This is a genomic window from Heliophilum fasciatum (genome assembly GCF_004341395.1).
In the GTDB taxonomy this organism is placed as follows: Bacteria; Bacillota; Desulfitobacteriia; order Heliobacteriales; family Heliobacteriaceae; genus Heliophilum; species Heliophilum fasciatum.
On the sequence record NZ_SLXT01000003.1, the window covers coordinates 74,233 to 89,385 of the forward strand.

The 15,153-nt window shown below is 55.5% G+C and carries 16 protein-coding genes; 4 read left to right on the forward strand and 12 right to left on the reverse strand.

Annotation, left to right across the window (positions count from 1 at the left end):
* Positions 1-10 precede the first annotated feature (10 nt).
* Complete coding sequence (locus EDD73_RS02060; RefSeq protein WP_131918034.1) at positions 11-766, forward strand: type 1 glutamine amidotransferase; 756 nt, start codon at positions 11-13, stop codon at positions 764-766.
* Here the strand turns inward: EDD73_RS02060 and EDD73_RS02065 are convergent.
* The 10 genes from EDD73_RS02065 to mfd form a co-directional block, all read right to left on the reverse strand.
* Positions 763-1,695: a Ppx/GppA phosphatase family protein gene (locus tag EDD73_RS02065; RefSeq protein ID WP_131918035.1), complete on the reverse strand. Its 933-nt coding sequence runs from the start codon at positions 1,693-1,695 to the stop codon at positions 763-765. The two genes, EDD73_RS02060 and EDD73_RS02065, sit on opposite strands and share 4 nt — an antisense overlap.
* Positions 1,696-1,749: 54 nt before the next feature.
* Positions 1,750-2,154 carry an FtsB family cell division protein gene (locus tag EDD73_RS02070; protein ID WP_131918036.1) on the reverse strand — a complete coding sequence of 135 codons (405 nt, stop codon included), beginning with the start codon at positions 2,152-2,154 and terminating at the stop codon, positions 1,750-1,752.
* An 82-nt stretch (positions 2,155-2,236) separates the two neighbouring features.
* Positions 2,237-2,782, reverse strand: a complete 546-nt coding sequence (gene yabQ, locus EDD73_RS02075) for a spore cortex biosynthesis protein YabQ (protein ID WP_131918037.1) — start codon at positions 2,780-2,782, stop codon at positions 2,237-2,239.
* Positions 2,783-2,799: 17 nt separating this feature from the next.
* Positions 2,800-3,090 (reverse strand): YabP/YqfC family sporulation protein, encoded by a 291-nt coding sequence (locus tag EDD73_RS02080; RefSeq protein WP_131918038.1) that lies wholly within the window; start codon positions 3,088-3,090, stop codon positions 2,800-2,802.
* 104 nt (positions 3,091-3,194) lie between these two features.
* On the reverse strand, positions 3,195-3,455 hold the full coding sequence (locus EDD73_RS02085; protein ID WP_131918039.1) for an RNA-binding S4 domain-containing protein: 261 nt from the start codon (positions 3,453-3,455) through the stop codon (positions 3,195-3,197).
* A 72-nt stretch (positions 3,456-3,527) separates the two neighbouring features.
* Positions 3,528-3,812, reverse strand: coding sequence for an HU family DNA-binding protein (locus tag EDD73_RS02090; protein ID WP_131918040.1), 285 nt, complete (start codon positions 3,810-3,812; stop codon positions 3,528-3,530).
* A 119-nt stretch (positions 3,813-3,931) separates the two neighbouring features.
* Complete coding sequence (yabN, locus tag EDD73_RS02095) at positions 3,932-5,482, reverse strand: bifunctional methyltransferase/pyrophosphohydrolase YabN (RefSeq protein WP_131918041.1); 1,551 nt, start codon at positions 5,480-5,482, stop codon at positions 3,932-3,934.
* Between the two features lie 184 nt (positions 5,483-5,666).
* Complete coding sequence (spoVT, locus tag EDD73_RS02100) at positions 5,667-6,230, reverse strand: stage V sporulation protein T (protein WP_131918042.1); 564 nt, start codon at positions 6,228-6,230, stop codon at positions 5,667-5,669.
* 169 nt (positions 6,231-6,399) lie between these two features.
* On the reverse strand, positions 6,400-7,389 hold the full coding sequence (locus EDD73_RS02105) for a peptidyl-prolyl cis-trans isomerase (protein WP_165876266.1): 990 nt from the start codon (positions 7,387-7,389) through the stop codon (positions 6,400-6,402).
* 74 nt (positions 7,390-7,463) lie between these two features.
* Complete coding sequence (gene mfd / locus EDD73_RS02110; protein WP_131918044.1) at positions 7,464-11,129, reverse strand: transcription-repair coupling factor; 3,666 nt, start codon at positions 11,127-11,129, stop codon at positions 7,464-7,466.
* Positions 11,130-11,427: 298 nt separating this feature from the next.
* Here mfd and EDD73_RS02115 point away from each other — a divergent pair, with 298 nt between their 5' ends.
* Positions 11,428-12,063 (forward strand): HD-GYP domain-containing protein, encoded by a 636-nt coding sequence (locus tag EDD73_RS02115; protein ID WP_131918045.1) that lies wholly within the window; start codon positions 11,428-11,430, stop codon positions 12,061-12,063.
* On the forward strand, positions 12,060-12,806 hold the full coding sequence (locus tag EDD73_RS02120; RefSeq protein ID WP_131918046.1) for a DNA polymerase beta superfamily protein: 747 nt from the start codon (positions 12,060-12,062) through the stop codon (positions 12,804-12,806). The genes EDD73_RS02115 and EDD73_RS02120 overlap by 4 nt, the downstream gene beginning before the upstream one ends.
* 13 nt (positions 12,807-12,819) lie before the next feature.
* Here the strand turns inward: EDD73_RS02120 and pth are convergent, their stop codons facing one another.
* Both pth and EDD73_RS02130 read right to left on the reverse strand, forming a co-directional pair.
* Entirely contained in the window at positions 12,820-13,407 is a 588-nt protein-coding gene (gene pth / locus EDD73_RS02125; protein WP_131918047.1) for an aminoacyl-tRNA hydrolase, read from the reverse strand.
* Positions 13,408-13,479: 72 nt separating this feature from the next.
* Complete coding sequence (locus tag EDD73_RS02130; protein ID WP_165876267.1) at positions 13,480-14,112, reverse strand: 50S ribosomal protein L25; 633 nt, start codon at positions 14,110-14,112, stop codon at positions 13,480-13,482.
* A 120-nt stretch (positions 14,113-14,232) separates the two neighbouring features.
* Here EDD73_RS02130 and EDD73_RS02135 point away from each other — a divergent pair, with 120 nt between their 5' ends.
* On the forward strand, positions 14,233-15,153 hold the full coding sequence (locus tag EDD73_RS02135; RefSeq protein WP_131918049.1) for a PRC-barrel domain-containing protein: 921 nt from the start codon (positions 14,233-14,235) through the stop codon (positions 15,151-15,153).

Below are 15,153 nucleotides of genomic sequence, written 5' to 3' on the forward strand. Positions count from 1 at the left end.
GGAGGCCCCCATGTCCAACACAACCCGTCCCTTAACCTTGTTGCACCTTTATCCCGATCTGCTCAATCTCTATGGCGATCGCGGCAATATCATCACCTTGCGCCAGCGCTGCCAATGGCGCAACATTCCCCTGACGGTGCAAACGGCTTCGCTCGGCGATACGGTCGATTTTGGCCCTGTCGACATCGTTTTTATCGGCGGTGGCTCGGACCGTGAACAAACGCTGCTTTTCACCGATTTTCAAAAATACAAAGGCCCTGCGCTCGTGGAGGCCGCCGAGAATGACCTGCCGCTGCTGTCCGTATGCGGCGGCTATCAACTGCTCGGCCGTTACTATCGCGCCCATACCGGCGAAGAAATGCCTGGTCTGGGCTTGTTCGATGCCTGGACCGAAGCCGGCCCGACGCGCTTGATCGGCAATGTCGTTGCCGAAGCCCCCGTACTTGGTCCGGACGTTACCCTGGTTGGTTTTGAAAACCATTCGGGACGCACCTTTTTGGGTACCAAGGATATTCGTCCCCTGGCCCATGTGCGCAGCGGCTACGGCAATAACGGTGATGATCGCCAAGAAGGTGCCGTGTATCGTCACGCCGTCGGCACCTATTTGCATGGGCCGGTCCTACCGAAAAACCCAGCGTTGGCCGACTGGCTGATCCGCCATGCCCTGATCCGCCGTTACGGCGACGATCATCTCCCGGCGTTGCCTGATCGCTGGGAAATGGCAGCCCACCAATCGATCATCCGCCGTTTCAGCCAGTCCGGTTAATCAAGACCATCCCAGAACCGCCCCTGGGCATGACGCAACAGCGCCGCATAGAGCAAATCGGTCTCACTGACCATCAACTGCTCAGCATCAGCGCCGTCCATCAGTTCGACCAAGACGGCCAGACCGGCTGGAATGATATCGGCCCGCTCCGGCTGTAACCCGGCAAGGGAGCGGCGCTCGGTCAGCGGCATCGCCAGCAAAGTCGCCAGCCAACGCCGCGCCGCTTCCCGGGTGACCACCGCGCCATGGATGCGCTCCGGATCATAGACGACCATGGCAGCCTCCAATGCGGCCAAGGTCGTCACCGTACCGCCGACGCCGACGAACTGCATCGGCGCGGTCTCCGCGATTTGCACAAGTTCATTCACGACCGGTCGCCAAGCCGCTGCGATCATCTCGCGTTGCCACCCCGTCTGGGTCAACCGCACGGCCCCCAGAGGTAAACTCCAGCGATGCCAGCGTCCGGCAGGTGCACAGACCACTTCAGCACTGCCGCCGCCAATATCGACGACGATCGCTTGTTTTCCTTGCAGTGGCTCTGCCGTCAAGCCGGCAACGGCCCCTTCATAGCTTAGTTTCCCCTCCGCTTCGCCGGAGAGCACCTGTACCGTCATGCCCAGTTGTTGCGCCACCATCCGGCAAAAGGCTGCGCCGTTACGGGCCTCCCGGACAGCACTGGTCGCCAGCACTGCCACCCGGGCCGGATCATCGAGCCAGCGCTGCATCGTCCGCCACGCCTCGACCATGGCCGCCAGCGTTGCTTCGACAGCTTCCTTCGATAATATCGGTGAATGGGCCATATCTCGTCCCAACCGTGTGCTTACCAAGGAACTCCATAGGGGCTTCATCCCTGCGGGCGTTACCTGTGCCACCAAAAATCGCACCGAGTTGGAGCCAATATCCACGGCTCCCCAACAACCGTCTCGCATCAACGTTCCTCCTCATACAAAAAGCATTTCCCCCGGTACGGGCGGAAATGCTTTTTAATCTTTTACATCATATACATTGACAACGGGCCCCCCTTTGGGCTGCACGCCGACCGATTCCCCGCTACGGGTACGGACCACGGCCACTTCTCCGGGACGAACCAAACCAAGCTGCTGCCGCGCCGCTTGCTCCACATACGCATCTTGCGCGAGCCATTGCTTTTCTTCTTCCAGACGTTTTCTCTCTGCTTGGGCCCGTTCCAACTCCTGCGTAAGCCGTTCGGCTTCCTTGTTCATCTCCACTTTCTTTACCATGGGCGGCACCACCGCACTCAGCACAACGACCAACAAAAGCAAAAGCAATCCCATCTGCTTTGACATTTTCCGGCGTTTGGTTCGCCGTCGTACCCGCCGATTCATCGGTTGCCCCGCCGCTTGGCGTTGTGCTTCCCGCTGTTCCATTGCCTGGCCTCCCCGTCACTCATGGATCCTTACTCAAAGCTTCTACATATAACCGCCAAACTCCTCCCCCTGGCGGTTCTTTTTATGAAGCCGGCGGTTCCTGCGGCGGGCGCCGCCAGCGCGCCGTCCACCGCCGCCACCATTGTCCGGTCTCCCGTTTCCGGCTTCGCCACCAACCTTGGAGGTGCTGCCAACGGGGCCGCACTTGGATACGGAGCCAACCCATCGCTTGCTTCCATTGCCGCCGTCCCCACATCCAGCCGCGGGCCATCATGACAAAGGGCCAGATCAAGGTCCTCATCAGCTTGCGCAGGATAAATTTAATCAGTTCCGTTATGCCTTCCCAGAAGGAACGGATCTCCGGCGAAGCAAAACGAAAATAAATCACTAATCCGCCGACCAAACCGGCAACGCTTTCGACAGAAATTTGGCCTCGGTTCGACCACTGAACGAAGGCAAAAAAAATCAAAGCGCCGATCAACCACATAAGCAGATCGGCAATGGCCCACCACCATGCTCGCCGGCGCCCGCGCAAAAGTGTTCGGTAAAGGTCAACACCCATACCTAACACGCCGCCGGCAACGGCGGCCCAAAAAAAACTTTCCACCTGTTGCGCTAGGGGTGTCACCACGCCGCCCCCTCTCTTTATTTCCAAAGACGGGTCAACAAGTTCTTCCCCCGATGCCGCAAGCTCGGCCCTGCAGTTTCCTCCATATATTGCACTTGATTGATTCGCCCGGCCAGTTCTAAGTACTGCTCATCCAAATTTAACTGGGTGATATGCAGCCCTTCACCACGTAGCAGCAACGGCCCGTCGACCGTCTCCAGTAAAATCTCCACTTCGTCAAACGCACCGACTTGCTTCACACCGCGAACGATCATCTCGCCGCGGGCGATCACTTCAAAGCCGCTTGGCCCACCCGGTCCCCCCGCCATAACCAACGCCTCCTCGACCATTTTCTAGCGCCAGCAAAATAAAAAGACCTCCTTACATAGCTATGCAAAGAGGTCCCTTGTTCATGAATCAGATTCCCCAGAGGTTACCCCTCGAGCGGCTCATCACGAACCACGCGGTAGAGGTCTTTCGCTTCTTCAGCGCGCACCGACTCTTTGATCAAAACCACTTCCACTTCCACCAAGCGGCGCGGAAACTGGAGTCGCACACGGTCACCGATGGCCACTTCACTGCCGGCCTTGGCCAGTCGATCATTGATCGATACACGGCCGCCATCACAAACTTCCTTGGCCAAGGTACGCCGCTTGATCAACCGTGATACTTTGAGAAATTTATCGACACGCATCCCACTGCCTCCATAGCAAAAATCAGGCTCTCGCAAGAACCTGATTTTTGGAGCATTATGGCCCTCGCCGGGCTATTCACCGTTATTTTGCAATAAATCTTTAAATGCTTTCCCAGGCTTAAATGCCGGTGATTTCGATGCTTCAATCTTCATCTCTTCACCGGTTTGCGGATTTCGACCGGTGCGCTCTTTGCGCTCTCGGACTTCAAAGGTACCAAAGCCCACGATCTGCACCTTATCGCCCGCCTTCAGTGCATCTTCTACCGTAGCAAAAAATGCATTAACCGCTTTTTCCGCGTCCTTTTTCGCCAACTGGGCTTTTTCTGCGACAGCGCCGATCAACTCGGTCTTATTCACCGATTACCCCTCCTAGTGATGATTCGCCCTAAGCTTATTCGCTATGGATCCATTATCTCCTTCTAGAATGTTAATATTTTCGACTTCATGAGGAAAAATATACCTCGATTCGAGCCTTTTTAGTGCCGTTGCCGCTCTTCCTGTTTCACCTTATCCCAATACTCATCCAATTGCGCCAGCGTACAGTCTTCCCAGGACCGCTTTTCCTGCCGGAGCAGCCCTTCGATGCCTTGAAAACGCCGGACAAATTTATCAACGGTACGGTGAAGCGCTTCCTCCGGATGCACCTGCAAAAAACGGGCCAAGTTGACGACGGCAAAAAGCAAATCACCTAACTCCTCACGCATGTGGGCTTGATCGTTCCGCTCGATGGCCTCCAGCAGTTCCTGCCACTCCTCCAGCACCTTGGCACGGGGCCCTTCGGCATCGGGCCAATCAAAACCAACGCGAGCCGCTTTGGCTTGGATTTTTTGCGCCCGTTGCAACGCCGGCCAACTGGCCGGGATCTTCCCCAGCACCGATTCCGGCACTGCACCCTTCTCTTGCCGCTTGATCATATCCCAATTGGTCACCACTTCCTCAGCACCGGACACGGTGGCATCGGCAAAAACATGAGGATGGCGCCGGAGCATCTTCTCGGTAATCGCCCGGATCACATCATCCACAGCAAAAGCACCGCGCTGTTCTGCAATCACCCCATGAAAAACAACCTGCAACAACACATCGCCTAACTCTTCCGTCAAATGCTCATCGTTGCCTTCATCGATGGCGTCGAGGACCTCATAGGCTTCTTCCAGCAGGTACGGTTTAAGCGACTGATGGGTTTGCTCACGGTCCCAGGGGCAGCCCTCCGGACCTAACAAACAGCGCATAACTTCCATCAACCGGTTCAGCGGGGTTCCTTGCCCTTGGTCTTGATCTTGTTCTTTATCTTTATCGCTATGATCCTGCCCGGATTCCCATGCTTCCGGTGACCGTTCCCCGGTCATCGCCGCGACCTGAGCCGGGATAAATACACTCGTCAGGTGATCAATCCAGGACAAGCGATCCAGTTCAAAGAGCGCCACCGCACATACCTTTTCCAGTCCGGGAACGCCGGCCGCCCGCACCACCGTAATCGGGTACTCATCGGGATAGACTTCCATCAACGTCAGTTTTAATTCCGATGCTACCGGCCGGGAAAAGACCTGCGTGACCACCGTGTCGTGGCGCGGAGACAAATCCAGCGGGGACAAATCCAACGCGTCCAGTACCAGCAACCCTTGCGACGGATCAACCCCTACCAGCGGATAAAGCGCTTCCAAGAAGCTCAGGCCGGGGATAATCTCTACCGTCACGCCCGCCGCCGATGCTGCTTCTACTAATAATTCTACCGTTTTCTCCCCGACGCAGGGATGGCCCGGCACAGCAAACACCAGCGAACCTGCGCTGGCAGCCTCCATCAACGCCTCTACCATCTGCGGGTACAGTTCAGCAAAGGACGACGCTTCGTCATAGAGATGATCAAACGTTTCAAAATGGATCCCCGCTTGCTGCAAATACGCGACAGTCGGATGTACCTGCGTCCGTAAGATCAATCGTTCTGCCTTTTGGATGGCTTGCCACCCTGCTAAAGTCAGATGGCCGGGATCGCCTGCGCCCAACCCGACCACCTGGATATGTGCACCCATGCGGTACCTCCTCTGCCCCTGCATCGTCTATCTACGATTTCCCCGGATATGAGCAACTCCATTCCGGAAAAACATGCCATCATTGTAACAGCAACCGATCGAATCAGCAAGTTCGCCACCGGCACCGCTTGGCAGTAAAAAAATAAAGCATAACCATAGCTTAGATGGTTATGCTTGCGCTCGGTTAGGGTTCCATTTGTTTGGCTAAAAATCCCGCTGCCGTTTCGGTTAACTTGATCTCCATATCACCCATTTTGACATTAGGATCCTTGGAAGCCAAGATCACCGCACCAATCGGATCCCCTTCTGCAATGATCGGAGCAATCACTTCAGCAGACAGATTGCAATCAGCATCTTCCTCTGTGGAAGGGCAACCCTTACAGTGCGCATGGTCACCTGGCTTCTGAATCAGCACGGATTTGCGTTCTTCCATCACTCGTTCCACAGCTGGACTGATTGGTTTCCCCAAAAACTCTTTTTTCGGGGCTCCTGCGACGGCAATGATATTATCGCGATCGGCAATATAGGCAATATGGCCCGTCGCTTCACTCAGTGAGTCCGCATACTCTTTGGCAAAGTCGCCTAATTCCCCGATCGGCGAATATTTTTTAAGAATAACTTCCCCTTCGCGGTCCACAAAGATTTCCAGAGGGTCGCCTTCCCGTATGCGTAGCGTTCTCCGTATCTCCTTCGGGATGACTACGCGCCCTAGATCGTCAATTCGCCGTACAATGCCCGTTGCTTTCATTCCTTTTTCATCCCTCCCTTGTGGGCCTATATTGAGGGTCCCGGTTCAGTGTTAGTATATATCCGAGCGGGAAGGGTTATTCATTTTTTTCCATTCAACTACCAGTGAAAAATATCCTTCGGTTCCATGGTCCGATAAAAAAAGCCGGACATCGTCCGGCTTCATCTGCTTATTTGCCGGTTCCTTCCGGCGCACCCAACAGGGGTCCCATATCATTCTCGGCCAGCGGCGGCAACTTACGATCAATCGTCGCTTGCGCTTTCATTTCGTTAAACCAATTGGTGAACCGAGTTTCCTTTTTCTCGGCCGGCAAATCGACTTTCAGTTGATCGCGGGCTTCTTCCAGCGTCTGCTGGTGGGGCTCCTTACTGTCGACCACACGAATCACATGGTAGCCAAAAGATGATTTTACCGGTGTTTTGCTGGTATCGCCGCTTTTCATGGCAAAAGCAGCATCGGCAAATTCCTTGACCATATCACTTTGCTCAAAAAAGCCCAGATCACCTTTGTTCTGCGCCGCCGAAGGATCAATCGAGCGGGTCGCCGCTAACTGGGCAAAATCAGCACCCTTTTGCAATTGATCAATGACGTCTTTGGCTTCGGCTTCTGTCTTCAGCAAAATATGCGAGGCGCGAACTTGCTTGCCCGTCTTAAATCGTTCCGGATTGGCTTGATAGTACGCGGCGATTTCATTGTCCGTCACCGCCACATCGGCCGTGACTTGCTCATAGACCGCGAAGGCCATGAGCCGCATCCGCGTCATTTCCTTGACATCGGCTTCCGTCATCTGGCTTTGTTTTAATGCCTCTTGGTAGTCCGTATCAGAAGCAAAGGATTGTTTGGTTTTGGCCAGTTCTTCTTCTACCTGCTGCTCCGTGATCTGAACATTGCGTTTTTTGGCTTCCTGTTCCAGCAACGTTTCATCGATCATGCGATCCAGTTCTTGCTGTTCCAGCATCGCCATCTGCTGCTTACGCGTATCTTCGTTTTCGGCTTGGGCGGCAATATCATTTTTATAACGATCGAGCCGTTTGTCTAATTCTGCCCGTGTAATGGTGTCGCCGTTGACGGTAGCTACTGCTTGCGACTGACCGCAACCGGCCGTCACGAACAACATCACGATGAGCCCTAGCACTCCCGCTTGCCGTATCCACTTCAAAATGGCACCGGCCCCCTTAATTCTTAGTACAGGCATTATACCATCCGGGTGCAAGCAGGAGCAAGTGCACGGGGCTAGGACCGGGGCACCTCCGGGCGCATCCCGCTTGCCGGCATCGGTTTCGCCCGGGGCGCCGGCGCTCCTTGCAAAAGCAACGGCTGCGGTGGCGTCTGTGGCTCCGTTGTCTGGCTGTCCTGGGGCGCACCACCGGCGACGTTGGCACCCAGATCCTGCAAGATATTATCGGCCAGCGCCAAGACATTCATCGCTTTCACCCGCGCGACCTGCACCGCCATTTCCATCACTCCGGCGGCCTGAAACATCACTTTGCGGCCACGCAAATGACTGATCTGTTGCAGATCAGCCGCCGTAACCGGCGAGTGCGGAAAAAAACGAATCCGCAGTTGTTCCTTTTGCCACTGCACCGCCGAAACACCGCAAAGGAGCCCGTTGGCTTTGACCCGCGATAGGCGAACCAGATTCAATACCGGATCGGGGAGATCGCCAAAGCGATCCTCCAATTCCTCTTCCAGTTCATTGACTTGCCCCGGTTCTTTGGCGGCCAGCAACCGCTTGTAAAAATGGACTTTTAACGCCGGATCACCTACATAGTCATCGGGAATAAAGCCATCGACGGCAATCTCCACCAGTGTCTCCTGTACTTCCGGTGTTTTTTCGCCGCGCAAATCCTGCACCGCTTCTTCCAGCATCCGGCAGTACAAGTCAAACCCGACCGATGCTAAGTGACCATGCTGCTCCGCACCAAGCAAATTACCGACACCGCGAATTTCCAGATCGCGCATGGCAATCTTGAAACCCGACCCTAATTCGGTAAACTCGCGGATCGCATGGAGCCGCTTTTCCGCCACTTCCGTCAACAGCTTATCTTTGCGATAGGTAAAATACGCGTAAGCCAAACGATTGGCCCGGCCGACGCGGCCCCGCAACTGGTACAACTGCGCCAGTCCCATCAGATCAGCACCATCCACGATCAGGGTATTGACATTGGGCACATCGAGGCCCGTTTCGATGATCGTCGTGCAAACTAAAATGTCATATTCACCTTCAATAAAATCCAACATGACCTGTTCCAGTTGATCCTCACGCATCTTGCCGTGACCAATCCCGATGCGCACGTCCGGCACCATCTTGGCCAGATCGCGGGCAATGCGATCCAGATCTTCCACCCGGTTGCGCACATAATAAACTTGACCGCCGCGGCCCAGTTCCCGTTTGATCGCTTCCCGGATCAGTTCCGGATTATGCTCGACCACATACGTCTGCACCGGATAGCGGTCATCGGGCGGCGTTTCAATCGTCGACATATCGCGTAGCCCCACCATGGACATGTGCAGCGTCCGCGGAATCGGCGTCGCCGACAAGGTCAAGACATCGACATCTTGCTTGAGCTGCTTGATTTTCTCCTTATGGGCGACGCCAAAGCGCTGCTCCTCATCGATGATCAGCAAACCCAGATTTTTGAACCGGACATCTTGCGAAACCAGCCGATGGGTGCCAATCACAATATCCAGTGACCCCTTCGCCAATTTTTCCAGCGTTACCTTTTGCTCTTTCGCCGAGCGAAAGCGCGAAAGCACCTCGACAGTCACGGCATACCCCGTAAAGCGCTCCCGAAAGGTGTTGTAGTGCTGCTGTGCCAAGATCGTTGTTGGCACCAAAATGGCCACTTGAAACCCTTCGTAAACGGCTTTGAATGCCGCCCGGATGGCCACTTCCGTTTTGCCGTAGCCCACATCCCCGCAGAGCAACCGGTCCATCGGCTTGGGCTTTTCCATATCGCCCTTGACCTCATCAATCGAGCGCGCTTGATCAGGCGTTTCCTCGTACGGAAAGCGTTCTTCAAACTCGCGCTGCCAGGGCGAATCGGCCAGAAACGCATGGCCGGGTCGGTTCTCCCGCTGCGCATAGAGTTGCAGCAGATCACCGGCCATTTCCCGGACCGACTCTTTGACTTTTTGCTTGACCTTCTGCCAATCATTGCCGCCTAGTTTGTAGATTTTCGGCACTACGCCTTCCGAACCAACATACTTTTGCATCAAATGCACTTGATCGGTCGGCACATACAAGCGGTCTTCGCCGGCATAACGGATGACCAGATAATCCTTATGAATACCGCCGACTTCCAACTTTTCGACACCCAGATAGCGGCCGATCCCATGGTTGACGTGCACCACATAATCGCCGGCGTTTAAATCCAGAAAAGAGTCGATTTTTGTACCTGCCTTGGTCGATTTTTTGGGCTTGCGGGGCTTTTTCTCCCGCCCGAAAATTTCCGCGTCCGTCAGCACGATCAACCGCGCCGCCGGTAGCTCAAAGCCGGCTTCCAACGTGCCGACGGCCAAGGTCACCGTCCCCGGCAGCAGCGGGGACTGCACATCGCCGACCACCGTTTCCAGCCCATAGTCACGCAACGCTTCGCGCAGACGCTGACACCGCGTCGGTGTGGAGACAATGATTAAGCAGGCCAACTTGCGTTTGCGCGCCTGCTGCAATTCTTCCGCCAGCGGTTCCAGTTTACCCATAAAAGCATGCATGCTTTTGGCCGCCACCGATACGGCTCGTTCAGCAGCGACACCGTCGATGCGTTTGGGCAGCAACGACAAATAGATGACCGAGTGCCCTGCCAGTGATCCCGTCAGCGCATCTTCCGTCATTAACAAGGCTTGTTGGGATGGCAACAATTGACCGGCGGCCAAGAGGTGCGTAAACATATCGGTCACTTCTTGGCTTCGCGCCCGCATCGTCTCTTGCAAGCGCGACGGCTCATCCATAAAAACGATCGTCTCGGGCGATAGATAATCAAACAGCGACGTACGGTCCGGGTAAAAAAGCTGCTGGTATTGTTCCATCCCTTCCGTCCAGATCCCTTGATCCAACTGTTCCAAGTACCCATCGACTTTTTCCCGCAACCGCGCCGCCGCTTCCCCCTCACCGGCCGTCAGCAGCTTGCCATAGACCCGATCCGCCTCGGCGGCCAACCGTTCGCGACCGGCAGTCATGCCTTCCGCCGTCAGCACGAGTTCCCGTGCCGGACCGACCGTATACGCTGTCGCATTTTCCAGCGAACGCTGGCTTTGCACATCGAAAAAGCGCAGCGAATCGATTTCGTCATCAAAAAACTCCACACGCACCGGCCGCGTTTCGGTGAGCGGGAAAATATCGAGAATGCCTCCACGCAGCGCATATTGCCCGGGCGCCTCCACCAGCGGCAAACGCTGATAGCCCAGTTCGTGCAAACGCCGGCACGCTTCCGTCAGTTCCACCTGCTGCCCCAAGGCGAGGGACCACCGCGCTTGCTTCAGCACCGCCGGCGGCAACAGCGTTTTCATCAACGCGTCGGCCGTCGTTACGACCACCATGGCTTCCCCCAGCGCCAGCGACTGCAGCACCACCATGCGCTGCGCCAACAGCTCATGGCTCGACGCCAAGACTTCATAGGGCATCACTTCCGCAGCCGGAAAGAAACGGACCGGCATGCCGATTTGCCACGCCTGCAACTCTTCGACCAGTTGTTTGGCACCGGCCAAGGACGGCATCACAATCAACTGCGGTCGCTTCGTGACTGACGCCACCATCACCATCAATAGCGTGCGCAGGCCCGCCGGTAATCCAAAAACCGCTTGGGCCCACCGACCCTGCGCTCCCGAACATACCCGTTCCCATTCCGGCATCGCCGCTAAATATGCTAACAGACTTTGATCTCGTACTTGTTCAGACATCGGCACACTCTCTTTCCATCAGGGACTGCTCTTTTTCAACCGGTTCCGCAAGCGTTGCTCCTGCTTGCGCCTGTTGCCAACGGCTAAAAACGCACAAAAAAAAAGCCCTGCCTTTTCGATCACGCGATAAGCGAAGCGCCAATCAACGAATCCCCTACAAAATTAAAGATATCCACTCGTCCTCATTATATGAGTACTCGTTGAATCCGGTCAAGGAAAGGATACCCGCAAGCCGATAGAATCGTGTACAATGTTTGTGTAGGTATTTTGCATTCGTTCCTGCGAGGAGGCTCCCTTTATGGTCTCACCGGTTTGTTCTGATCATCATAACTTACTTGAGCCTACCCATTCATTGCTGCAAAAACTGGCATCCCACAGTCAACCGGCACTGTGGCATACACAAAATGTCGCCCGGAAAACCCGTGCTTTTTTAACCTATCTCCATACGGAACCGGAAAATGCCCTCTTGATCACCTTGGCTGCCCTGCTGCACGATATCGGTTTACTTCGTGTCGATGCGGGAATACTAAACAAACCAATGGCCATTGAGCCCTATGAAGAAGTTCTTTTTCAAGCTCATCCTACCCATGGCGAAGCGATTCTCAAAGAAATGGGGCTCTTTCCCCAGGAGATCGGCATGATGATTGCCCAACATCACGAACAGATGGACGGCAGCGGCTATCCACGCCGGGTGCCATGTGAACAACTTCTCTATGGCAGCCATATCATTCATCTCTGCGATACCTTTGTGAGCCTGCAAGAAGAAACGATTCGCCAGAAAGGCCGGACACCGGAAGAAGCATGGCAACACATGAGTGAAAACGCCCACCTCTTTCACCCGGAACTTTTCCAAGCCTTTGACCGGTTTATCCACAGGCTCGACCATCTGCCGGTTCTTACCCATCCATCCTTTCTCCTAGGAGCACAGCTATGATCAAGCCTTGGGGCGCTCGCACCGTACTTCTTCGGGCCCGCGTCGGCTCCTTGAATTACAACCTGCACGATGCCCTTTCTGATAAGGATTGGAAACTCTTTGTGCTGCCCAGTTTCGACGATCTTTACAACGGCACCCGCTACAGTTATGCCCATACGTCCCCGCAAGAAGACTATACTGTTCATGACATTCGCCGCCTCGCCGATCTGATCCTCAAGGGCAATCCCTACTTTCTCGAAGTGCTCTACAGCCGCGAACTTGCGATTCACAAGCCTTATTACCACCTGCTGGAGCCGCTTTTTCACCAACGTGAGATCATCACCGCCGCCGGGCGCGTTCATCTCTACCGTTCCTGCCTGGGGACCTATCAAGAAAAACGCAAAAACTTACGCAAAGGAACGGCAACGACCGGCACCCTTGTCGAGCGCTACGGCTATGATACCAAAGAAGCCCTCCATGCCTACCGCCTGCTCGACTTGCTCGAACGTTACGCCGCCTGCGCCTGGAACTTCGCCCACGCCTTATCCTACGACGATCCCACCACCAGCATCTTGTGGGCCATCAAGACCGGTATGATCGCTGACGGTGACATTGATGCACTGTTGGAGGGCAAACGCCGGCAGATCACCAGCCTCGCCCCACAGTACGATCAACCGGTTTCGCCGGCCATCGCCGACTTGGTGCGCCAAACCATTCAAACGATTGTTCACCACCACCTGATCCATGGTGATGGTCATGCGTAAAAACCCGCCTGCATCATGCAGACGGGTTTTTTGGTGGCTCCCCTTCACGGTTAAACCGGTTCATCACTTCCAGCATCCCCTGGCGAACCCATAGCTCCGCAGCTTGGCAGGCCTGACCGATCATGGTCTCCACCACCTCGGCTTCGTCGACAGCAAAGTTCTGCAAGACAAAGGCTGCCGAGGAACCCTGAACCGGACGGCCAATCCCCATCTTCAAGCGCGGAAAATTCTCACCGCCGAGATGGGCAATCAGCGATTTCAACCCATTATGGCCGCCACTGCGACCTTTTTCCCGCCCGCGCAAGCGGCCCGGCGGCAAATCAAGATCATCATGGATCACCAAGATATCCTTGGGATCAACCTTAAAAAACCGTACCGCTTCCCCTACGGCTTCACCGCTCAAGTTCATGAACGTTTCCGGCTTGAGCAACAGCACTTTTTGCCCCTCCATCCGGGCTTCCGTGACCAAGCCCCGAAAGCGCGATACAAAGGGGGCACAGCCCCAGCGGTCCGCCAATTCATCAACGACCATAAATCCAATGTTATGCCGCGTCGACGCATACTGCCGACCGGGATTGCCTAATCCAACGATGACTTTCACCAGAGACTCCCCTTTCGCAGGAACAGTTCGTGTTGCCCTGCGAAAAACCCTTTTTCTTCATCATCGCCGCGCTTATTCTTCGGTCTTCGGAGCCTCCTCGGCCGCGTCCGTCGCTCCGGCGGCGCTTGCGGCTTCACCGGTTTCTACGACGGCCCGCGGTGCCACGATCGACAAGATCACCTTATCTTGATCATCGCGTAGCTGCACACCTTCCGGCAACTGCAGATCACCGACGGTCAGCTTCTCATGCATTTCCAACCCGGAGACATCGACGGCAATGTGCGCCGGCAGGTGCTGCGGCAACCCGGAGACACCGACCGTGCGCAGGGCCACCTGCAAGACACCGCCCGTTTTGACGCCCGGCGCTTCTCCGGTGATCACCAGCGGCAGTTCAATATCGACCGGCTGATCCATCGCTACCCGTTGAAAATCCACATGGCGCAGCGTCCGATCAATGGGATGACGCTGCACATCACGGATCATGACCAACTCCCGCTTTTCACCGCCGTCAATGCGCAAATCCACCAAGCCTTGACCGCGGGACGTCAACAGCCGCCCCAGTTCCTTCGCGTCCAGCGACAGTAACATATCCGGTTTGCCTTGACCATAGACGACACCAGGCAACGCACCGCGCCGACGCAATGCTTTGACCAGTTGTTTATCCGCTTTTTCTCGCGTTTGCACACCCAGGGCCATGCGATCCATAGCCATCCTCCTTCAACCTTATACCTATGACCAGTATGCCCCCATTCGGATCAAGTCATACCTGCTTCCGCCAAGGCATACACATCATCAGGAAGAACCTGTAAAGGAGGAATCCAAGCCATGCTTGCCAGCAAAGAACTCCTCCAGCGACCGATCATCACCCTTGAAGAAGGCCAACATATCGGCACCGTCCATGGGTTGATTGTCGATCCGAAAACCCTGGAAGTTCTCGCCCTGCAAGTGGAGCAACGCGGCTTATTTCGGGAACAAAAAGTCATTCCCTACGGAAAAATCCACTCCATTGGCGATGCCGCCATCATCATCGATCGTTCCAGTCATGTGCAACGCAGCACCAACTTGCCTCACCTGTTTCAGCTCATGCGCGAACGCTCGGCCTTGATCGGCAACCGCGTGCTGACCACGGGCGGCCAAAAACTCGGCATCATCGAAGACTATTACTTCGAACCGCAAAGCGGCCGCATCCTTTTCTTTGATATTCGCGGTTCCTGGAAACAAGGCTGGCTCAATGGCAGCGTCCGCATGCCCGCCCGCTGTATTCGCACCATCAGCAGTGAAATGGTCCTCGTATATGAAAACACCCACGAGTACCTGGAGCCGATCAGCAGTCGCTTCAGCCAAACCATCCAAAAAATTCATGAAACCTCCGAAAAAACCTGGGATCGCACCGTCACCTTGCAGCGGCAATGGGGCGATCAGTTTTCCCGCACCATTGAAAAGTTCCGCAATCCTGCATCATCATCTAATCATGCCGGCGATGACTTTCCGCCACCCCCCTGGATCACCCCGGAAGCAGCGGCCGCTCCTACGCTCACCGGTGATTTTCCGGTCAACCCGCCTATGGCACCGACAACAACGACGATCCCATCCCCCGTCGCTCCCGTCGCCCCGCTTGAATCGCCGGCGCCCGATGATCCTCCCATTGCCCCCGTCCTGCCGCTCTCTCCTCCCCCGGCCGATACGCCGCCAGCCGTTGAGCCGCCCGCGCTGGCGGCCCCACCGGCACCAACGGAACCGAAATAA

Coding starts and splice junctions, on each gene's coding strand:
- EDD73_RS02130 (WP_165876267.1), bottom strand. CDS start 14,112: ATGGATCGCATGGCCCTGGGTGTGCAAACGCGAGAAAAAGCGGATAAA.
- EDD73_RS02115 (WP_131918045.1), top strand. CDS start 11,428: ATGGTCTCACCGGTTTGTTCTGATCATCATAACTTACTTGAGCCTACC.
- EDD73_RS02060 (WP_131918034.1), top strand. CDS start 11: ATGTCCAACACAACCCGTCCCTTAACCTTGTTGCACCTTTATCCCGAT.
- EDD73_RS02085 (WP_131918039.1), bottom strand. CDS start 3,455: ATGCGTGTCGATAAATTTCTCAAAGTATCACGGTTGATCAAGCGGCGT.
- EDD73_RS02070 (WP_131918036.1), bottom strand. CDS start 2,154: ATGGAACAGCGGGAAGCACAACGCCAAGCGGCGGGGCAACCGATGAAT.
- EDD73_RS02065 (WP_131918035.1), bottom strand. CDS start 1,695: ATGCGAGACGGTTGTTGGGGAGCCGTGGATATTGGCTCCAACTCGGTG.
- yabN (WP_131918041.1), bottom strand. CDS start 5,482: ATGGGTGCACATATCCAGGTGGTCGGGTTGGGCGCAGGCGATCCCGGC.
- EDD73_RS02080 (WP_131918038.1), bottom strand. CDS start 3,090: ATGGCGGGGGGACCGGGTGGGCCAAGCGGCTTTGAAGTGATCGCCCGC.
- mfd (WP_131918044.1), bottom strand. CDS start 11,129: ATGTCTGAACAAGTACGAGATCAAAGTCTGTTAGCATATTTAGCGGCG.
- EDD73_RS02120 (WP_131918046.1), top strand. CDS start 12,060: ATGATCAAGCCTTGGGGCGCTCGCACCGTACTTCTTCGGGCCCGCGTC.
- spoVT (WP_131918042.1), bottom strand. CDS start 6,230: ATGAAAGCAACGGGCATTGTACGGCGAATTGACGATCTAGGGCGCGTA.
- EDD73_RS02135 (WP_131918049.1), top strand. CDS start 14,233: ATGCTTGCCAGCAAAGAACTCCTCCAGCGACCGATCATCACCCTTGAA.